The following is a 19,435-nucleotide window of genomic DNA, read 5'->3' on the forward strand; positions in this document are numbered from 1 at the left end:
AGGCACCACGCCAGCGCGAGGAAGGCCGAGGGGGCGCGTCGCCAGAAGAGGACGGCGGCGAGGGCGAGGCCCACGAGGGCGGCCACCCCGGCGAGCACCTCGGGGGCCCACGGCGAGTCGACGGGCTGGAAGACGTGGAACGCGTTGAGTTCGAGCGGCAGAACGAGCGCGCCCAGGTACCGCGCCAGCAGGGGTGGCGCGTTGAGGACGTACCCCAGGAGGCCGAGCCTGGTGTGGTGGACGGTCCGCCCCAGGCCCGCCAGCGCGTGGAGGCGCAGCGCCGCGTAGACGCCGAGCGCCAGGGCCAGCGGGGCATAGCGTCCCACCCACTGCCGGAGGCTCCAGGCCCGGCCGCCGCGCACGAGGTCATGCACCCCCACCATGCCCACCAGCAGCACCGCGGGCTCCTTGAAGAGCAGGGCGCAGAGGAAGCAGACCCCGGCGAGGGCCGCGCGCGGGGACAGGCCGGGGCCCGCCCTCATCAGCAGGAGCAGCGCGAGCAGCAGGAGGCCGGTCATGGCCACGTCGTTCACGGCGCTCACCCAGGCCACGGCCTCGGTGTGGACGGGGTGCACGGCGAAGAGGAGGCCCGCGGCGAGCGCGGCGAGCGAGCCGCTCTGGCGGGGCTCGGAGAAGAGGAGCCCCACCCGGTAGACGAGCCCGGACGTCACCACGTGTCCCAGCAGGAGGACGAGGTGGTAGCCCCAGGGCTGGAGGCCGGAGAAGGCGCGGCAGAGCAGGAAGGTGACGTGGACGAGGGGGCGGTAGTAGTTGCGGCTCAAGTCACCGCGCGAGGCGAAGCCCCAGAAGTGCGAGCCGAACATGTCCCCCAGGTGCTCCGGCCCGTCGAGCCACGGGTTGGACTGGACGAGCAGGGCGTCATCCCAGACGAAGCCGTTGGTCAGCGTGTTGGCGAAGGCCAGGGCCGCGCAGGCGCAGACCAGGGCCAGCTGTCGAGAGGGCACCGCGGCACCCTACCATGCGCTCCACCTCAGGGCTTCAGCGCCACGCCGCCATTCATGTACGGCGGGACGTCCACGGGCGTGCCCCGGTGGCGCCAGACCGCGACGGGCTGGACGCCATCCTCGGTGAGCCGCCACGGCCCGAGCGCCGCCGCGAGCTGCTCCGCGGTGCGCATGTGGAAGGCGGGACCCATCATCTTCACCAGCTCGGGATGGTCCTTGGCCTTGGGGCTGTCGCAGTCGAAGGCGAGGTAGCTGCCCGAGGGCGCGAAGTCGTAGAGCTTCTGGCAGGTGGCGCGCAGCCGCTCGTCGTCGATGAAGGCCTCGACGCCAATCATGATGATGCCCAGCCGGCGGATGGGTCCCAGGACGCGCTTCACCACCTGCATGTCGAGCGTCGTCAGGTCCGTGGCATCGCAGTGGGTGTAGCCCGTGTGGGGCACCCCGGCGAGGATGCGCTGGCCCAGCTCGACGTTGGAGGGATCGATGTCCGTGTAGAGGACCCGGGCGCCGGGCACGACCTCGTGGACGTTGCCCTGCGTGGGCACACCGGAGCCCAGCACGAGGAACTGCTCCACTCCCTGCTCGTGGATGTAGCGCGAGGCGCGCCCGATGAAGTCGCGCAGCACGCGGAACACCCGGGGGAAGTCCTGGAAGACGACCTCGAAGGCCTTCGCCGCCGCGATGTCCACGGGGTAGTGGTGTTTGCCTCCCAGCCAGTAGTCGAACATCCGGCCCGTGTTGGGCACCGTCGGCTCCGCCTCGTGCGTCATGTGGTCCTCCCTTGAAAATCAATACTACCGCGGCGAGCTGCCCGCTGGCTCCGCCGTCATGCTGCGCTACCGCACCCGCGGCGGCGGCGGCATGATGGTCCGCATCGCCGGCCAGAGCGACTGGGGCTTCATCAACTACTACTCGGTGTTCTGAGTTGAGACGCGTGTCCTCGAAGGTGCTCGCCGCGCTCGTGGTGTTCGGGTGCGGCGAGGCTGTCGCGCAGGAGAAGGCCAAGGCCGGAGGGACGTATCCGGAGTGGGTGAAGGCCTTCCCCCAGGTGCCCAAGGCGTTCACTGCGAGCTGTCGCTCCTCGCTGCTGGGCAACGGCTCGGACATCACCAGCGTGAAGTGCCCGGGGCGGGGCGGCGGGGTGGGGTACTTCCTGGACAAGGAGAGCCCGGTGATGCTGGTGGTGGGCGACGTCGGCGCCCAGACCTTCCGGGACGAGCAGTCCTGCCGCTCCACCTTCGAGGCGCTGCTTCCGGGGCTGAAGAAGGCGGAGCGCCAGACGGACGAGCAGGGAACGAAGCTCTACTGGCGGACCAGGGCCGTGAGCTACCAGCTCCTCTTCGTGAAGGACTCCGAGTGCCTGCTGCTGGCCTGCGAGCCCGGCGCGCGCCGCTACCCGTTCCACCTCGAGAATCCCTGCCTCCCTCCGAAGAAGCCCTGAGGCGGTACTCCTGGTGGCTCCCATGCTGAAGCTCTCGGTCCTCGCGGTGTCGTGCGCCCTGCTGGCGCTCACCGGCTGCAAGCCCGCCCCCGCTCCCGTCACGGTACGCCTCGTCCACGGGGGCGAGGCGGAGGCGTGGCTGGAGGCCCAGGCCCGGACGTTCGAGGCCACGGGGATGCGGACGAAGTCGAACCGGCCCATCCGCGTCGAGGTGACGGTGATGGATGCCTCGGAGGCCATTCCGGCGGTGCTGGGGGGCTCGTTGAAGCCGCATGTCTTCAACCCGGCCTCCTCCACCGACGTGTCGCGCCTCGAGCAGGCCTGGCGTGCCGGGCCCGGCCAGGGCAAGCCGCTCCTCGCGAGCCACGAGTCCGTGCTCCGCTCGCCGCTCGTCCTCGCCATGCCCCGGGTGGCGGCGGAGGCGCTCGGCTGGCCGGAGAAGCCCCTGGGGTGGGACGCGCTGCTGCGCGTGGCCGAGTCTGCCGAGGGCTGGGCCTCGTTCGGCCACCCCGAGTGGGGCGCCTTCAAGCTCGCGCACGCTCATGCGGAGGCGTCCAGCGCGGGGCTGCTCGGGGTGTGGGCGGTGCTCTCGGCCGGTGCGCGTCAGCCAGGGGGTGAGCCCGGGGACCTTCGCGGGGAGGCCGCGCGGGACTTCCTCGGCCGGGTCGAGGCCGCGGTGCCGCATTACGCCCCCTCGCCCCGCTTCTTCGTGGAGCGGATGCGCGAGCACGGGCCGGAGTACCTCTCCGCCGTGGTGGCCTTCGCGCACCAGGTGGAGGCCTCCCCGGCGCGGGAGGGGGCTCCGTTCCCGCTCGTCGCCGTCTCCTCTCCCGAGGCGCCGCTGCCCGTGGCCGACCCGCCCGAGGAGAGCGAGGCCGCCAGGGTGTTCCTCGACTTCCTCCTCGCTCCGCCGGCGCAGGATGCGGCCGTGGCGCGGGGTTTCCGGCGCGCGTTGGTCGGGAAGGCGGCCAGGCCGGCGCTGGGGTTGCCCGACGCGGCCCAGGTGGAGGACGTGCTGGCGGCGTGGCGGGCGAAGAAGAAGAACCCCAGCGTGGTCGTGGTGCTCGACCAGTCGGCGCGCATGGCGGGCAAGCCCTTGGAGGAGGCACGCGCGGGCTTCCAGGTGCTGCTGGACGCGCTGCGGGGCCCCCAACCCGAGGTTTCCCTCTTCACCTTCGGCCAGGAGGTCGCCCACGAGGTGGGTCCCTTCCCCGTGGAGGGCGAGGGTCGGCGGCTGCTCACCCAGCCCGTGGCGGAGGGGCACGCGAGTGGAAAGGCGGCGCTTTATGACGGAGTGGCCGCCGGGTATGACGTGGCGCGGGCCCGGGCGCGTGCTCCGTCCAGCGCGCGGAGCACCTTTGGGGTCATCGTGCTGACGGCGGGCCGGGACGAGGGCAGCTCCGGCCCCCTGCCGAGGCTCGTGAAGCACCTGCGGGGAGAGCCGCCGGAGGCGCCCCCACCGCCTCCGCCGTTGCCCCCGTCCGCCACGCCCGAGGAGCGGGAGCGCCGCGAGAAGATGGAGGCCCTGGTGGCCTCCCTCCCCGAAGCGCCCCCGGAGGTGATGCGGGAGCTGCGCGGGCCCGGAGTGCCCGTCTTCCTCGTCACCTATGGTGAGGGCGTGGACACCCAGGCCGTCGCGGAGCTGGCGAAGGCGACCCGGGGACAGGTGCTCCCGGTCGCGCCGGAGACCCAGGCCCGTGTCCTCCGTCAGGTGGCGGCGTTCTTCTAATGAGGTCCGCTCCTCCCCAGGCGTCCGGTGGGCGGAGGCGCTGGCCGGTGCTGGCCGGTGGAGCGCTCGCCGTCGTGCTGCTCATCGCGCTCGCGGGGGTGCTCCATTCCGGGGAGGAGCCGGGTGCGCCAGCCCCAGAGGCAACGCCGCCGCGAGCGCTGGCTTCCGAGGCCGCGCGCGGTGGACCGCTGGTGGGAAGCTCCCAGCCCGTGAGTGGCACCCTGGAAGGGCTCGTCACCGCCGCACCGGGACCGGGTGCGTCTCCCTCGCTTCCGGGCGAGCCCGAGGCGCTGCTCCCGCTGGAGGGCGCCACGGTGACGCTCTTCCGCGCGGGCTCCGAGCAGCCCGTGTCGGTGACCTCGGTGGACCTGGGGGGACGGTTCCGGTTTCCGGGGCTCGAAGGGGGGGAGTACCGGCTGGTGGCCGAGGCCCCCGAGCACGTCTCCGAGACACGCACGCGGCGCGTGGAGGGAGGCGCCACCGCGTCGCTGCGCTTCACCCTGGCGCCCGTCGCGCCCTTGAGCGGAGTGGTGGTGGACCCCGAGGGCCGGCCGGTGCCCGGCGCGAGCGTGAGGCTCTTTCCCCACGAGGCTCCCGGGCCCCAGGCAGGCCCGGAGACACCTTCCGCGGTGCTGCCCGTCACGGAGATGGCTTCCGGGAGCGATGGCACGTTCGGCCTCTTCGGCGCCCAGGAGCGGGACTACCTCCTGGAGGTGGCGCACCCGCGCTTCCGCACCACCGTCGAGCCGGTCCGCGTGTCGGGCTCGGATGTCCGGGTGACGTTGCGGCGAGGCGTCGTCGTGGTGGGACGCGTGGAGGACGCGCAAGGAACTCCAATGCCGGAGGCCCAGGTGTGGCTCTGGGAGCGGGAGGCGCCGCGATGGGGCCATGCCCCCTCGAAATCGAAGGAGACCCGGGCGGACGCGCGGGGCGAGTTCCGCATCGAGGGGGTGGATGACGGGCGCTATGACGTGGCGGCCCTCGTCCAGGGACGCACCGGTCAGGCGCGGGGTCCCCTGGAGGTGGTGGAGCAGCGGACGCCGCCGTGGGTGGTGGTCGTCATCGAGGGAGAGCTGCGCATCACCGGCACCGTGGTGGATGTCTCCGGCGCTCCGGTGGCGGGGGCAACGGTGAGCGCCACGTCGCCCACGTCCTCGGCGCTGGAGGCGAGGCTGCTCGACGACGAGCCGGAGCGGCGGATGACGCGGACCGCCTCCGACGGCACCTTCACGCTGCCGGGGTTGAGGAACCGGGCCTATGCGCTGAACGCGGTGGGCCTGGAGGGGGCGCGGGGGCAGCTCACCTCCGTCCCGGCGGGCAGCCAGGGCGTCCAGCTCCGGCTGGGGGCTCGGGGCGTGCTCACCGGACGCGTCGTGGCTCCGTCACGGGCGCCGATTCCCTCCTTCGTCATCGACGGGACGTCCTTCGAGGACTCCTCCGGGCGCTTCTCCGTGCCCATCCGCCCCGAGGCCACGCAGCGGCTGCTCGTGAGTGCTCCGGGCCATCTCGACCGCGTGGTGACGGTCCGCATCGGGGACGGGAGGGACCAGGACGTGGGCGACATCGTGCTGTCCGAGGTCTACACCCTCACGGGGACGGTGCGGGATGCGCGCTCGCGTGCGCCCGTGGAGGGGGCCCGGGTGGTGGGGTTGCCCCTCGGCGCGGAGGCCGGTACGCCTCCGGCTCCACCGGCGGTGACGGGCCCGGATGGAACGTTCCGCCTGGCGGGCGTGGAGGCGGAGCGCCTCGCGCTGCGGGTCTTCCACCCGGGCCACCTGGAGGCCACCGTGACGGCGCCGCGCGACAGTGGGCCGCTCCTCATCGAGCTGCTGCCGGGCCCGGGCCGTTCCAGCGCCGAGTGAGGGCGCTGCACTTGACGCTAGCACTCCTCCAGGAGCTGGCGGTGCGCGGCGATGGCCAGGAACGAGTGCTGGCGCTCCTTGTCGTGGATGCCCCTGGCGCATTCCCGGAGGAGGCGTTGGGTCGTCTTGAGGAACGCCTTCGCGCGGGAGTCCCCATGGGCCTGGAGGACCCGGAAGCAGACCAGACGGATCCAGAAGGGCTCCTCCGTGGCGTTGAGCGTCTCGCCCCGCGCCAGGTGCGCGAGCACCTCCTCGACGAGTCCGAGGGCCCCGGCCATGTCTCCCGTGGCCAGCGCGACGGAAGCCAAGCCCGCGACGGACTCCATCTCCAGGTGCCGCATTCGCGTCTCCACCCGGATGGTCCGGGAGCGCTGGTACGCCTCCCGGGCTTCCGGGAAGCGCTCCAGGGCGGCCAGGGCGTGACCCTTGCTCATCCACGCATAGCCTTGGAAGCGGGAGCTGCCGAGCTGCTGGCTGATCCGCAGGCCCTGCTCGGCGAGCTCCAGGGCGGAGGACGCATCCCCCAGCAGGTAGTGGAGCAGCGCCAGGTTGCAGAGGTCGACGCACTCCCAGAACCGGTAGCCGATCACGCGGCTGAACTGGAGCGTCTGCTCGAAGAGGGCGCGGGCCCGGGCGAAGTCCCCCAGGCTCTTGCTCACGTACCCCAGGTGCCGGAGGGTGGAGAACTCCAGCCAGCGATCCTCCATCGCCCGGCAGAAGGGGAGCACCCGCTGGACATAGGCGAGGCTCGTTCCCAGGTCTCCGGTCTCCAGGATGACGGCGCTGAGGTTGAGCAGGTTCTCCACCTCCAGGTGGGCCAGCCGCGCGGACTCGGCGAGCGCCAGGCTTCGCTCGAAGTGGCTCCGGGCGCTCTCGAAGTCCCCCTGGTGGTGGCGCAGCATCCGTCCCCAGCGCAGGTAGCCGAGCGCCTCGCTGGCCACGTCACCGTTGTCCTGGGACAGCCGGATGGCCTTGCGCACCGCTTCCACGCCCGCCGCCAGCTCACCGACCTCCGAGGAGTAGAGGGCCCGGCGCAAGGCCGCCTCGGCCTGTCGCCGCGGGTCGGCGAGCAGCTCGGCCAGCACTTCCATCATCTCCAGGTCCCGCCGCTGTGTCTGGCGCTCGCCGAGGACGGCGTGGACCTTCTCGCGAGCCGCCACGATGGCGTAGCGCTCGGGCAGGTCCGTCTCGGACGTGAGGGCCAGGGCGCGCTCCAGGAACGAGCGGGCCTCCGCGTTGGCGTACAGGGCCTGGGCCTCCTCTCCCGCGCGCCGCAGGTAGATGGCCGCCCGCACCGCCTGTCCGGAGGCCTCCAGGTGGTCGGCGATCAGCCCGAGGTGCTCTCGGGAGCGCTCGCCCCCGCGCGCCAGCAACCACTCGGCGATGCGCCCATGGAAGGCGCGCCGCTCGCGCTTGAGCACGGTGTCGTAGGCCACCTCACGGACGATGGCGTGCTTGAAGATGTATTCGCGCGTGCCGGCGAAGGCGGGGCTGGATTGCTCGAAGACGAGCTCCCGCTCCTGCAGGGCGGCCAGGGCCGCGTGGACCGGGATGGGGGGGGCCCCGCTCTGGCCCATGCTCGCCAGGGCCTCGTCCCAGAAGATGCGTCCCACCACCGAGGCCCGCTGGAGGATCTCCCGCTCCTGGGCGGGAAGGCTGTCCAGCCGGGCTTGGAGGACGCCGCTGAGCGTCGAGGGCACCTTGAAGGAGGTGAGCCGGCTCGGCACGACGCGCCAGCGCTCCCCCTCGGCGAGGATGACGCCCTCCTCCAGGAGCATCTGGATGAGCTCCTCGAGGTAGAAGGGATTGCCCTCGGCGCGGGTGAGCACGAGCTCGTGGAGGGCCGGGGGGATGTTCTCCACCTTGCGCAGCAGCTCCGCCACGAGCCGGTGGCTGTCTTCCTGGGACAGGCGCCGCAGCTCGAGCCGCAGGTGGGAGGGATCCAGGTCCCACTCGGGCCGCCGCTCGAAGAGCTCGGGCCGCGCGGTGCACAGCAGGAGGAGTCGCTCCGAGGCCAGCGTCTGGAGCAGGCGCTCCAGGAGGTCGAGCGCACTGTCGTCCGCCCAGTGGATGTCCTCCAGGAAGAGGACCATGGGCTCCCGGCTCAAGAGGGCGCGGAAGTAGTCGCTGAGGGCCGACAGCCCGCGAGCCCGCCGGCTCTGCTCGTCCGTCGGGGTGCCCTTCACATGGGGGCTGTCGCTGAAGTCGAAGCCGATGAGGGAGCCCGCCAGGTGGGCCCGGCTGCGGCTCGCGTCGTCGGGGCCGAGCGCGTCGATGAAGCTCTCCTCCATCCGGGCGCGCACGACGCTGGGGGGGTCGCTCTCCTGGATCTGGAGGTGGAAGGAGAACAAATCCCTCAGCAGGGCGTTGGGGTGTCTCCTCATCTCCGGGCTGGCGCGTCCGCGCAGGCACCGGGGCGGCGTCGGCAGCGACTCGAGCCATGTCTCGAACTCCCCGAGCAGGCGCGACTTGCCCATGCCGGCCTCGCCGGTGAGGGTCACCCGCTGGCACCCGCCTCCGGAGAGCGCCGCGGACAGGGCGGAGCGCAGGCGGCGCGACTCCTCCTCCCGGCCCACCAGCCGTGCCCAGACGCCCTCCAGGCCTCGCCCCCGCCGCTGGAAGGCGCGGGGCCGGGCCGCCGTCACCCGGTACACCTGGAGCGGCTCCTGCTTGCCCTTGAGCTTGAGGGGGGCGAGGGACTCGGACTCGAAGGTCCCGCTCACGTGGCGGTACGTCGCGTGCGAGATGAGGATGCCCCCCTCGGGCGCGGCCTGCTCCAGGCGGCTGGCCGTGTTGACGGTGTCGCCCATCACGGTGAGCTCCCCGAGCGAGCCCACCACGCCCAGGAGCACCGGGCCCGTGTGGACGCCGATGCGCATGCGCAGGCCCTCGGGGGGGCCGGCCAGCAGGGAGGAGAGCTGGTCCTGGATGTCCAGCGCGGCGTGGAGGGCCTGCTCCGGGTCGTCCTCGCGAGCGCCATCGGCGCCCCAGAGCGCCATCACGGCATCGCCGATATGCTTGTCGATCCGCCCCCCGTGCCGGACGATGGCCGCGTCCACGCGTGCCCACAGCGTGTTCATCAGCTCGCTGACGTCCTCCGGGTCCATCTGCTCGCTCAAGGCGGTGAAGCCGCAGAGGTCACCGAAGAGCACCGTGACGTGCCGACGTTCCAGGGGGGTATGGGAGTCCAGGGTCGCGAGCCGTGCGCGCAAGGTCGCCAGCGCGGCCTCGGTGGCCGCGTCGCCCAGGGCCGGGCGCTGTTGCTCCAGCACGGCGAGGGCCTGCTGGAGCAGCTCGCGTTCGTTGTTCATCATCCTCGGGCAACCGCCATGCGTTCCCTACGTTAGGAATACGTCGGGGGGAGATTCAACCGACAGTGGGTGACACCATGCCAGGGGACGACCGGGCTTCTCGTAGTAGGGTCTCCGATATGACGTGTGCGTGGCGGACATTTCTCGGAGGTTCTCCGTGAGCAAGACCGAAAAACCCGTTGTATTCACCAACGAGAGCCAACCCGACTGGGGCTTTGGCATCGTTCTCGAGGACAAACCCGACCGGGTCGTCTTCCTCTTCGAGAAGGGGGAGAAGCGCATCTTCAAGAAGCCCCTCATCCAGGGGCTGAAGCGCGCCGAGGCGCTGAGCCCCGAGGACGCCAGTGCGATCGACGCCCGGCTTCGCGGACGCCGCCCGTCGCAGGCGCAGAAGAAGCCGGCCAAGGGCTCGAAGGCGAAGCAGCCCGCCGCGCCCAAGGCCCAGACCTATGCCTCCTTCGAGGAGCAGCTGCGCTGGTTCGAGAAGGAGTTCACCGGGGGCTTCGAGGGCGAGCGGTTCATCGCGGAGGAGCGTGGCCGCGAGGACATCAAGGGGAAGAAGGGACTCAAGGCCGCCGCGCTCCGTCTCGCCCGCGAGCAGCTCGCTCCCGAGCGCTTCAAGACCGCCAGCCCCGAGGAGCTCTTCGAGGCCGCGAAGACGGTGGTTCAGTCCACCAACATCGTCCACCCCATGGAGGGCGCCGTCGCGTTCGGCTCCATGAAGCCGGAGGATCGCGCTTCGTTCGTGGCGGCGCTGGGAGAGCTGCTCCACGGGACCGGTGACTATGGGACCCGGTTCGACCGCTTCATCGACGCCGTGCACATCGCCGACGCGGACGGAAAGGCGAAGAAGCTCACCTGGCCCCTGGCGACCATCTTCCCGGCCATGTACCACCCGACCGAGCACGTCTGCGTGAAGCCGACGTACTTCGAGCAGCAGGCGCCCATCGCCGGGCTCTCGGCCAACAAGTCCGAGTCCCCGAGCAGCATGGGCTATGCACGCTTCCTGGAGGTGGCTCGCACTACCCAGAAGCAGCTGGTGGCCGCGGGGCACAGCCCGCGCGACCTGATGGACGTGTACTCGTTCATCTGGCGCTCGCAGAGCTACAAGCCGCCCAAGAGCGCGCCGGTGAGCGACGGCGCGCCAGCGGGCGACGCCTGAGACGGACGTCAGCGTGACGCCGGCTGGAGTCCCGCCGGCGCCACGTCGGTACGGAAGAGGGGGTAGAGGTTGAAGCGCACGTCGTGGGCCGGGTGGCGCTCGTAGAAGAAGCGCAGGCGGGCGCGGGGGCTGCCGGCGAACTCCTTGTCCTTCAACTTCTCCTCCCACTCGGCCTTCACGGCGGGGTTCTTCGCGAGCAGCTCGCGCGCGAAGGGCTCCAGCACGTAGTCCTCGACGTACTCCTTCTGCTCGAAGTGGTTGTTGAAGAAGCCCCAGGCGAGCAGCGAGTCCGGCCCGAGCGGCTCGAGCAGGTGCGCCAGCAGGGGCAGGCCCTTCTGCGCCGTCGGCACGTAGAGCGTCCCCGTCGGCAGCCGCTGCGTCTCCTTCTTCCACTCTCCCTTCACCGAGAGGAGCTGCCGGCCCTCGAAGGAGACGGGGCGGGGCTTCGCCTCGGTGGCGCGGAACACCTCCACCTCGGCCGCCGGCACTTCGTGGCCGAGCCGCTGGAAGCGCAGGCCGTGCGTGGTCAACTTCTCCGCCATCCACCCCGCGTGCGCCGGGGGCACGAGATAGCCACCCGCGGGCAGCGTGATGGTGAGGGCTGGCCGCACCTCCTCATAATAGGGAATCGTCCACACCCGCGGCTTCGAGTCGTCGTAGCGGATCCACGGCTGGGTGGTCAGCTCCGAGGGCGTGCGCTCGTAGGCGTAGCCACGGAAGGCGAGGGGGCGGTTCTTGTCCGTGTTCTCCCAGAGGAGCACCACCTCGCGCGCCTTGCCGGACGTGGCCTCGGCGTCCGCCACCTTCCGGGCCTCCAGCAGCGCCTGACCGTCCCGGGCGACGAGCCGCAGCAGGCCCTCCAGCACGTGGCGCGTGGTGGCCACGCGGTGCGCGTAGGGCTTCCACGAGTGGGTCTCCACCAGCACGCCATAGCGCCGGTTGGCCAACCAGTACTGGTGGCTGAAGCGCGGGGGCGACACGCCGTAATTCACCCCCGAGGCGGGGTCATCGTTCTCCCGGAAGGACGGGTAGAAGGGCAGGGGCAGGTGCCCCTTGGACTCCAGCTCGGTGAAGAGCTCCTCGCGCAGCTTCGCGCCGAGCGTGCGCATCGGCTCCGGGCCCACCTTCTGCGGCTCCATCTGCACGCTCACGTCGTGCTCGAACTTGGCTCCGTCGGTGACGTGCAGGTCCACGTAGAAGAGCGGGTCCCACCCGTGCAGCAGCTTGAGCAGCGCCACCATCTCCGGGGCGTCCGCCTTCACGTAGTCGCGGTTGAGGTTGAGGTTCTGCCCGGTGACGCGCCAGCCCATCTCCTCGGGGCCCACCTGGTTGGGCCGGTTGTTGGGGCCGAAGAGCTCGTGGCCATCCACGTTGAAGACGGGCACGAAGACGGCCGTCACCTGCTTCAGCACACCCGGCAGCACCTTGCCGTCGAGCAGGTCGCGCAGCAGCCAGAAGCCGGCGTCCTTGCCATCGATCTCCCCGGAGTGGATGCCACCCTGGAAGAAGACGACGGGCCGGCCCTTCTTCGCGGAGGCGGCGGGCGTGAGGGTGCCATCCGCGCTGGCCACCAGGGCGAGCAGGGGACGGCCCTCGGGGGTGGTGCCGAAGGTGTCGCAGCGCACCTTGCCCGGGTATTGCTTGGGGAAGGCGCGGCAGAGGGACTCCACCTCCGCGTAGCGGCCGGTGCGAGTCCAGCCACTCCGCTCGGCGACGGTGGTGAGGGGGGCCTGGGTGAGGGTGAGGGCGAGGAGGACGGGCAGGAGCATGGCCCCTCCCTCAGAGCATACCGCCCGCCCTGCCTCAACCCCGGTGCGCCCCTCAGCGCTGGACAGTAAGGCTCTCGCCCACGGCGAGGACGTGGAGGGGCTCGCGTGGCAGCTTCCGGCGGCTCCACTCGGCGTCCAGCCGCTGGGGGGGCTCATCGAGGGGCTCGTCGGTGAGCTTGAAGGTGCCCCAGTGCATGGCGAGGAAGCGCCGCGCCCCGAGGTCCACGTACGCGTGCACCGCCTGCTCGGGGTTCATGTGCTGCTTCTCCATGAACCAGCCCGGATCATAGGCGCCAATGGGCAGCATGGCCGCGTCCAGCGCCGGGAAGCGCCGGCCAATCTCCTGGAAGCCGTCGAACCAGGCGGTGTCCCCCGAGTGGTAGACGCGCGCGCTGGAGCCCTCCACCACGAAGCCGCCCCAGAGCGTCTCGTTGACGTCGTTGAGGCCGCGGCGGCTCCAGTGCTGGGCGGGGACGAAGTGCACCGTCACCGCGCCCACCTTCGTGGAGCCCCACCAGTCCAGCTCGGCGATGGCCGGGGAGCCGGGGCGGAAGTAGCGCGCCATGCCCAGCCCGGTGATGACGGGCGAGCCCACCCGGAGCACGCTGGGCATGTCCAGGTGGTCGAAGTGGTTGTGCGACACCAGCGTGGCGGTGATGGGAGGAAGCTGCTCGAAGGAGAGGCCCGGGGCCACGTTGCGGCGGATGAAGCCGGTGATGGTGTCGCGCAGGGCGGGGTCGATGAGCAGCGATACCCCATCGAGCTGCACCAGCCAGCTCGCGTGGCCCAGCCAGGTGAGGCGCGCCCCCTCGCCCGGGGCCGGCGGGGTGGCGAGCGCGGCCAGGTCCGGCTCCACGCGGCGCACGGGGGCGGTGTCTGGACTCTTGCGACGCTTGCCCGCCAGCTTGTCCCCCACGGCCCACTTGAAGATGTTGCCGAAGGGGTGCGGGCCACTGCCATCCAGGTTCTTGAAACGCGCCGGCATGGGGCTCTCCATCCGAGCTCGCCAGGGGGGCGGGCCCACCCCCGTGTCTTGTTCCGCCACCGGCCTTGGATGCAAGGGCCATGTGGCCGCCCCCGCCATTCAGGCTTGAGGCAATGGCTCCACGGGCAGCGGGACCGAGGCCGTTCGTTCGGCACACCACCGGACAGGGGAGCGGCCCGGTCACGCTTCTCCAGGTGATTTCTTCGCGAAGTCACCCGGGGTGGAGAAATATCCGGGCATGAACGTGCGGCAGTTCGACATCGTGGTGATTGGTTCGGGCCCGGGTGGCGAGGGAGCGGCCATGAAGGCCGCCAAGTCCGGCAAGCGGGTATGCGTGGTGGAGCAACTGCCGCTGGTGGGCGGGGCCTGTACCCATACCGCCACCATTCCCTCCAAGGCCCTGCGCCATGCCGTCCAGCGCATGGTGGACGTGCAGGTGGACCACCCCGAGCTGCGCGTCGAGCTGGCCAAGACCTGGAAGCTCAAGGACATGATGCGGACGGCCTCATCCGTGGTGGGGCGCCAGGTGCAGCTGCGGACCACCTTCTACGAGCGCAACCGGGTGGAGCTGGTGGTGGGCCGGGCGCGCTTCCAGGATGCCGCCACGGTGGAGGTCAGCGAGCCCCGAGGCGCCAGTGAGCTGCTGTCGGCCAGGGCCTTCGTGGTGGCCACCGGCTCGCGCCCCTACCACCCGCCGGACGTGGACTTCAAACACCCCCGCATCTACGACTCGGACACCATCCTCTCGCTGCGCGAGTCGCCGCTGACGATGATCATCTACGGCGCGGGCGTCATCGGCTGCGAGTACGCCTCCATGTTCCGCATGCTCGGCGTGAAGGTGGACCTCATCAACACGCGCGACCGGCTCCTGTCCTTCCTGGATGATGAGATCTCCGACGCGCTCTCCTACCACCTGCGCGAGCAGGGGGTGCTCATCCGCCACCAGGAGCAGATGGAGCGGGTGGAGGCTCGCGAGGACGGGGTGGTGCTGCACCTCAAGAGCGGCAAGCGGCTGAAGTCGGACATCTTCCTGTGGGCCAACGGGCGCACCGGCAACACCCAGGACCTGGGGCTGGAGGAGCTGGGCGTCCCGCTGGACTCACGCGGCAACATCCGGGTGAACGACGCGTACCAGACGGCCGTGCCCCACATCTATGCCGTGGGGGACGTGGTGGGCAATCCCTCGCTGGCCAGCGCCTCGTATGACCAGGGACGCTTCGCCGCCACCCACATCGTCGAGGGGCGGCTGGAGCACAAGCTGGTGAAGGACATCCCCACCGGCATCTACACCAGCCCGGAGATCAGCAGCCTGGGGCGCACCGAGCAGGAGCTCACGCGCGATGGCGTGCCCTACGAGGTGGGCCACGCCTTCTTCAAGAGCCTGGCGCGCGCGCAGATCACGGGCCGCACGGTGGGCATGCTCAAGATGCTCTTCCACCGGGAGACGCGGGAGATCCTCGGCCTGCACTGCTTCGGGGACAACGCCTCGGAGATCATCCACATCGGCCAGGCCATCATGTCGCAGGAAGGGCCGGGCAACACCATCGACTACTTCATCAACACCACCTTCAACTACCCCACCATGGCCGAGGCGTACCGGGTGGCCGCGCTCAACGGCCTCAACCGCCTGTTCTGACGGCGAGGAACGGAATGCGCAACGGTCGCGAAGGCCCTCACCCCGACCCGCTGCCGGAGGGTGGGGGGGAGGAGTTGAACCCCAGCGTCGTGGAGGCCCTGGTGGGCAACCACCGGCGCTTCCTCGCCTTCCTGGAGCGACGGGTGGGGAGCCGGGCGCTCGCCGAGGAGATCCTCCAGTCCGCCTATGTGCGGACGCTGGAGAAGGGCGGTGACCTCGATGAGGGCGAGGGCGCCGTGGCGTGGTTCTACCGCCTGCTGCGCAACGCGCTCGTCGACCATTACCGCCGACAGTCCGCCGAGGGGCGTGCCCTGGAGCGAGAGGCTCGTGAGGCCTCGGAGGTGGGGCCGGATCCCGAGCTGACGCGAACCGTCTGTGCGTGCATTCATGAGCTGCTGCCCGCGCTGAAGCCCGAGTACGCCGAGATGGTGCGTCAGGTGGACCTGGAGGGCCGGAGCGTCCCCGAGGTGGCCGAGGCGGCGGGCATCACCGCCAACAACGCCGGGGTGCGGCTCCACCGCGCGCGGCAGGCGCTCAAGAAGCAACTGGAGCGGAGCTGCGGCACCTGCGCCGCTCATGGCTGCCTGGACTGCACCTGTGGACAGCCGGGTGGGGGCTGCCAGACGCCCGCTTGACCGGTAGGGGGCATGGCGCGGAGCGTGGACACTGTAAGTGTCTGGCGGTTGCTCCGTCAGCCCGGGTGAAAGGAGCGGTTCCCTCATCATGGCCCACGAGCACACCCACTCGCACGCCCCCCTGCTGGACCCGGTATGCGGGATGAAGGTGGACCCGGATGCCCCCAAGGGTGGCACCCACGTCCACGACGGCAAGACGTACGCCTTCTGCAACCCCAGGTGCCGGGAGCGCTTCGCCGCCGAGCCCCTGAAGTTCCTCGCGCCCCAGCCGGAGGCGGAGCCGGTGGAGGCGCCGCCGGGCACGACCTGGAGCTGCCCGATGGACCCCGAGGTCCGCCAGGACCACCCGGGGGCGTGCCCCAAATGCGGCATGGCGCTGGAGCCGCGCACGGTGCTGCCCGAGGAGACGCCGGACCCGGAGCTGCTGAGCATGACGCGGCGGTTCCGGGTGGGCGTGGTGCTCACGGTGCCGCTGCTCTTCCTGGGCATGTCCGAGATGATTCCGGGCCAGCCGGTGCTGCGTGCCGTCGGCCCGCGGCTGCTGGCGTGGGTGCAGCTCGTGCTGGCCACGCCGGTGGTGCTCTGGGGCGGCTGGCCCTTCTTCGAGCGCGGCCTGGCCTCGGTGCGCAACCGGCACCTCAACATGTTCACCCTCATCGCCATCGGCACGGGGGCGGCGTACCTCTTCAGCCTCTTCTCCACCGTGGCGCCCGGGTTGCTGCCGCAGGCCTTCACCGGCCACGGCGGCGCGGCCCCCGTCTACTACGAGGCGGCGGCGACCATCGTGACGCTGGTGCTGCTCGGACAGGTGCTGGAGCTGAGGGCCCGCCGCGCCACCTCGGGAGCCTTGCGCGCGTTGCTGAGCCTCGCCCCGGCCGTGGCGCGGCGCATTCGCGAGGATGGTCGTGAGGAGGATCTCTCGCTGGAGCAGGTGAAGGTGGGGGACTCGCTGCGCGTGCGCCCTGGCGAGAAGGTGCCGGTGGATGGCGTAGTGGTCGAGGGCGAGAGCTCGGTGGACGAGTCCATGGTGACGGGCGAGTCCATTCCGGTGGAGAAGATACCCGGGGCGCGCGTCACCGGAGGCACCGTCAACGGTACGGGCAGCCTGGTGATGAAGGCCGAGCGGGTGGGGCGGGACACGCTGCTGTCGCGCATCGTCCAGCGGGTGGGCGAGGCCCAGCGCTCGCGTGCGCCGATTCAACGGCTGGCGGACAAGGTGGCGGCGGTGTTCGTGCCGACGGTCATCGCGGTGTCGGCGCTGACGTTCGTGCTGTGGGCGCTGCTGGGGCCCGAGCCACGGCTGGCGCACGCGCTGGTGAACGCGGTGGCGGTGCTCATCATCGCGTGCCCGTGCGCGCTGGGCCTGGCCACGCCCATGTCCGTGGTGGTGGGCATGGGCAAGGGGGCCGGGGTGGGCGTGCTCATCCGCGACGCCGAGGCACTGGAGTTGCTGGAGAAGGTGGACACGCTGGTGGTGGACAAGACGGGGACGCTCACCGAGGGCAAGCCGAAGCTGGTGTCGGTGGTGGCGGCGGAGGGCATGGACGAGGCACGGCTGCTGTACGTGGCGGCGAGTCTGGAGCGGGGCAGCGAGCATCCGCTGGCGGCGGCGGTGGTGGCGGGGGCCGACGGGCGAGGCGCGGTGCTGGTGGCGGCACAGGGCTTCCGCTCGGTGACGGGCAAGGGGGTGACGGGACGCGTGGGGGGCTCCGAGGTGGCGCTGGGCAACGTGGCGTTGCTGGAGTCGCTGGGGGTGGACGCCGGGGCACTGCGGCCTCGCGCGGAGGCGCTGCGGCGCGAGGGACAGACGGTGATGTACGTGGCGGTGGACGGCGAGCCGGCGGGGCTGCTCGGGGTGGCGGACCCCCTCAAGGCCACCACGCCCGAGGCGTTGGCCACGCTGCGCCGCGAGGGTGTGTGGGTGGTGATGCTGACGGGGGACAGCCGCACCACGGCGGACGCGGTGGCGCGCCGGCTGGGCATCGACGAGGTGGTGGCGGAGGTGCTGCCCGAGGGCAAGGGCGACGTGGTGAAGCGGTTGCGGTCCGAGGGCCGGGTGGTGGCGATGGCGGGGGATGGGGTGAACGACGCGCCGGCGCTGGCGCTGGCGGACGTGGGCATCGCGATGGGGACGGGAACGGACATCGCGATGGAGAGCGCGGCGGTGACGCTGGTGAAGGGGGACCTGAGAGGGATTGCCCGGGCGAGGAAGCTGAGCCGGGAGTCACTGCGCAACATCCGGCAGAACCTCTTCTTCGCCTTCCTCTACAACGCGCTGGGGGTGCCCATCGCGGCGGGGGTGCTGTACCCGTTCTTCGGGTTGCTGCTGAGTCCGATGCTGGCGGCGGCGGCGATGAGCCTCTCGTCGGTGTCGGTCATCGGCAACGCGCTGCGCCTGAGGAACCTGGACCTGTAAGCCTTACCACCCGGCAGAGTGTTGCTGCGCGCGGCGGCTCGCCAAGCTCTTGATATCACAGGCACTTGTCCCTGGTGCCACGCTGGCACACGGGATGCTTCAACACCGCCACGAGGAGTGGACGGGGTAGGCCAGGCAGCGGGGGTTTTCGGGCGGCGGGTCGGTTGGGGTTGGGTGGGGCGGAACGGGTAGGGCATCACCTCGGGGAGGGGCCGCGTGGGGGCGCGGCCCCTCCCCGATTTTTTTGTCTCCAGCCCAGTGGTGGACGGTCCTCTCGCCCTTGGGGGAGGGGAGGACTCCCGGTAGGGCCTGGAACCCAGACTTGCAATGAATTGCATCTGTGCCAGCAATGGCGGCTCCTGCTGGATTTCCTGTTTTATTGCTCTCGTTTTCTTCAAGTTTCAGGAGCAGAGATCTTTACACGCCGAGTATGGGTGTGTTTTCTTGTCTCTCGATAATTATGGGGCGGACGCGGACGAGCCTGCCTGTAGGCAGCCATTGCCCTGGTAGTCGTTCAGCCCAGACAGAAAAAGGGGGGTCCCTATGAAGCACGCCATCCTACCCGTGACGCAACTCCAGATGGACCCGGTCTTTGTCCCGTTGACGGAAGAAGTCGACCGGAGCGGAGCTGGACGGAGCGCGTTCGTCTTCCAGGCGTTTCGGGACGAAGAGGATGACGAGCGGACGGATCCGTGGGCGGAAGGGGCTTGCCGCCTCGACCTGACCCGGGAGGAGTGGCGGGTGGTGCGAGGCGCGGCCCTGCTGAGCTTCCTGATGGTGGCCAGTGCGGACGGGAAGGTGCACGCGTGGGAGCGCCGGGCGATGGTGCGCGCCCTCGAGGATGGCAAGCGCTCCTCCTGTGAGGTGTTCCGCCTGGTGTGCGCGGAACTCTTCCGCAAGCGCGACGGACTGCTGGAGCAGCTCGTCTCCGACTCGCTCGGGTTCGAGCACCTCCCCGAGGCCTACCACGTGGTGCAGCGGCGGCTGGGCCGCCACGAGGCGGAGCGCTTCAAGTGGTGTCTGCTGGAGCTGGGCCGGCGGGTGGCCGTGGCCTCCGGGGGCATGTTCGCCTCCTGGGGCTGGCTCCGCCGCGAGGAGCGACATGCCCTGGCTGAATTGGCGCTGGTGCTCGACGTGGGCGGCAACGCCGCGAGGGGCATGGAGCAGTTCGCGCGCTGACAGGTGACGTGACCGCCCGCCCCCTCCAGGGAGTGGCGGGCAACCGCGTCCCTCCCCGATTCACGGGACAGGCATCAGCCTTCCTGGAAGCGAGGTGGGACCATGCGCGCCCTCATCCTGTCCTTGAACCTGTTGCTGGTCGTCCCGGCCGGAGCCCAAGCCCAGGAGCCCGAACACACGGGGCACGGAGGCCACGACGCGCCCGCCTCCGCCGAAGCCCCCGGCATGCAGGGCACCGGACAGATGGGCCACACCGGGGGGCAGGCTCCCGAGGTGCGTTCGCTCCGGGACATCCCGCTGATGCGCCGGGGCTCGGGCACGTCCTGGCAGCCGGACCTCATCCCC

The 19,435-nt window shown here is 70.9% G+C and carries 14 protein-coding genes and 1 pseudogene; 10 read left to right on the top strand and 5 right to left on the bottom strand.

Annotated features, from left to right (window positions below; all coding sequences use genetic code 11):
• Positions 1-965, bottom strand: a pseudogene (locus VF794_RS04140) (hypothetical protein); the annotation flags it as partial.
• A gap of 26 nt (positions 966-991) precedes the next feature.
• Positions 992-1,735 (bottom strand): SAM-dependent methyltransferase, encoded by a 744-nt coding sequence (locus tag VF794_RS04145; protein WP_331107872.1) that lies wholly within the window; start codon positions 1,733-1,735, stop codon positions 992-994.
• Here VF794_RS04145 and VF794_RS04150 point away from each other — a divergent pair.
• From VF794_RS04150 to VF794_RS04165, 4 genes are read left to right on the top strand one after another with little or no spacing between them, the layout of a single operon-like run.
• Positions 1,734-1,889, top strand: a complete 156-nt coding sequence (locus VF794_RS04150) for a hypothetical protein (RefSeq protein ID WP_331107873.1) — start codon at positions 1,734-1,736, stop codon at positions 1,887-1,889. The two genes, VF794_RS04145 and VF794_RS04150, sit on opposite strands and share 2 nt — an antisense overlap.
• A 1-nt stretch (position 1,890) precedes the next feature.
• Positions 1,891-2,406 (top strand): hypothetical protein, encoded by a 516-nt coding sequence (locus tag VF794_RS04155; protein WP_331107874.1) that lies wholly within the window; start codon positions 1,891-1,893, stop codon positions 2,404-2,406.
• A gap of 22 nt (positions 2,407-2,428) precedes the next feature.
• Positions 2,429-4,135: a VWA domain-containing protein gene (locus tag VF794_RS04160; RefSeq protein ID WP_331107875.1), complete on the top strand. Its 1,707-nt coding sequence runs from the start codon at positions 2,429-2,431 to the stop codon at positions 4,133-4,135.
• Between the two features lie 47 nt (positions 4,136-4,182).
• The gene (locus VF794_RS04165) at positions 4,183-5,997 is read left to right on the top strand and encodes a carboxypeptidase-like regulatory domain-containing protein (RefSeq protein WP_331107876.1); all 1,815 of its coding nucleotides are present in this window, start codon (positions 4,183-4,185) and stop codon (positions 5,995-5,997) included.
• A 17-nt stretch (positions 5,998-6,014) separates the two neighbouring features.
• On the opposite strand, the gene VF794_RS04170 is transcribed toward VF794_RS04165, so the two are convergent.
• Positions 6,015-9,311: an ATP-binding protein gene (locus tag VF794_RS04170; protein ID WP_331107877.1), complete on the bottom strand. Its 3,297-nt coding sequence runs from the start codon at positions 9,309-9,311 to the stop codon at positions 6,015-6,017.
• Between the two features lie 154 nt (positions 9,312-9,465).
• Here VF794_RS04170 and VF794_RS04175 point away from each other — a divergent pair, with 154 nt between their 5' ends.
• Positions 9,466-10,470, top strand: coding sequence for a hypothetical protein (locus VF794_RS04175; protein WP_331107878.1), 1,005 nt, complete (start codon positions 9,466-9,468; stop codon positions 10,468-10,470).
• Positions 10,471-10,478: 8 nt separating this feature from the next.
• On the opposite strand, the gene VF794_RS04180 is transcribed toward VF794_RS04175, so the two are convergent.
• Together VF794_RS04180 and VF794_RS04185 are read right to left on the bottom strand one after the other, a co-directional pair.
• Entirely contained in the window at positions 10,479-12,239 is a 1,761-nt protein-coding gene (locus tag VF794_RS04180) for a M14 family zinc carboxypeptidase (protein WP_331107879.1), read from the bottom strand.
• 52 nt (positions 12,240-12,291) lie between these two features.
• A complete protein-coding gene (locus VF794_RS04185) occupies positions 12,292-13,224 on the bottom strand; it encodes an MBL fold metallo-hydrolase (protein ID WP_331107880.1) in 933 nt (310 codons plus the stop codon).
• Between the two features lie 238 nt (positions 13,225-13,462).
• Here VF794_RS04185 and sthA point away from each other — a divergent pair, with 238 nt between their 5' ends.
• The 5 genes from sthA to VF794_RS04210 all read left to right on the top strand — a co-directional run.
• Positions 13,463-14,860 (top strand): Si-specific NAD(P)(+) transhydrogenase, encoded by a 1,398-nt coding sequence (sthA, locus tag VF794_RS04190; protein WP_331107881.1) that lies wholly within the window; start codon positions 13,463-13,465, stop codon positions 14,858-14,860.
• 14 nt (positions 14,861-14,874) lie between these two features.
• On the top strand, positions 14,875-15,495 hold the full coding sequence (locus VF794_RS04195; RefSeq protein WP_331107882.1) for an RNA polymerase sigma factor: 621 nt from the start codon (positions 14,875-14,877) through the stop codon (positions 15,493-15,495).
• Positions 15,496-15,583: 88 nt separating this feature from the next.
• A complete protein-coding gene (locus VF794_RS04200) occupies positions 15,584-17,911 on the top strand; it encodes a heavy metal translocating P-type ATPase (protein ID WP_331107883.1) in 2,328 nt (775 codons plus the stop codon).
• Between the two features lie 543 nt (positions 17,912-18,454).
• Positions 18,455-19,090: a hypothetical protein gene (locus VF794_RS04205; RefSeq protein WP_331107884.1), complete on the top strand. Its 636-nt coding sequence runs from the start codon at positions 18,455-18,457 to the stop codon at positions 19,088-19,090.
• A gap of 102 nt (positions 19,091-19,192) precedes the next feature.
• A partial coding sequence (locus VF794_RS04210) for a hypothetical protein (protein ID WP_331107885.1) occupies positions 19,193-19,435 on the top strand: 243 nt, incomplete at its 3' end.

The organism is Archangium sp., from assembly GCF_036389735.1.
In the GTDB taxonomy this organism is placed as follows: Bacteria; Myxococcota; Myxococcia; order Myxococcales; family Myxococcaceae; genus Archangium.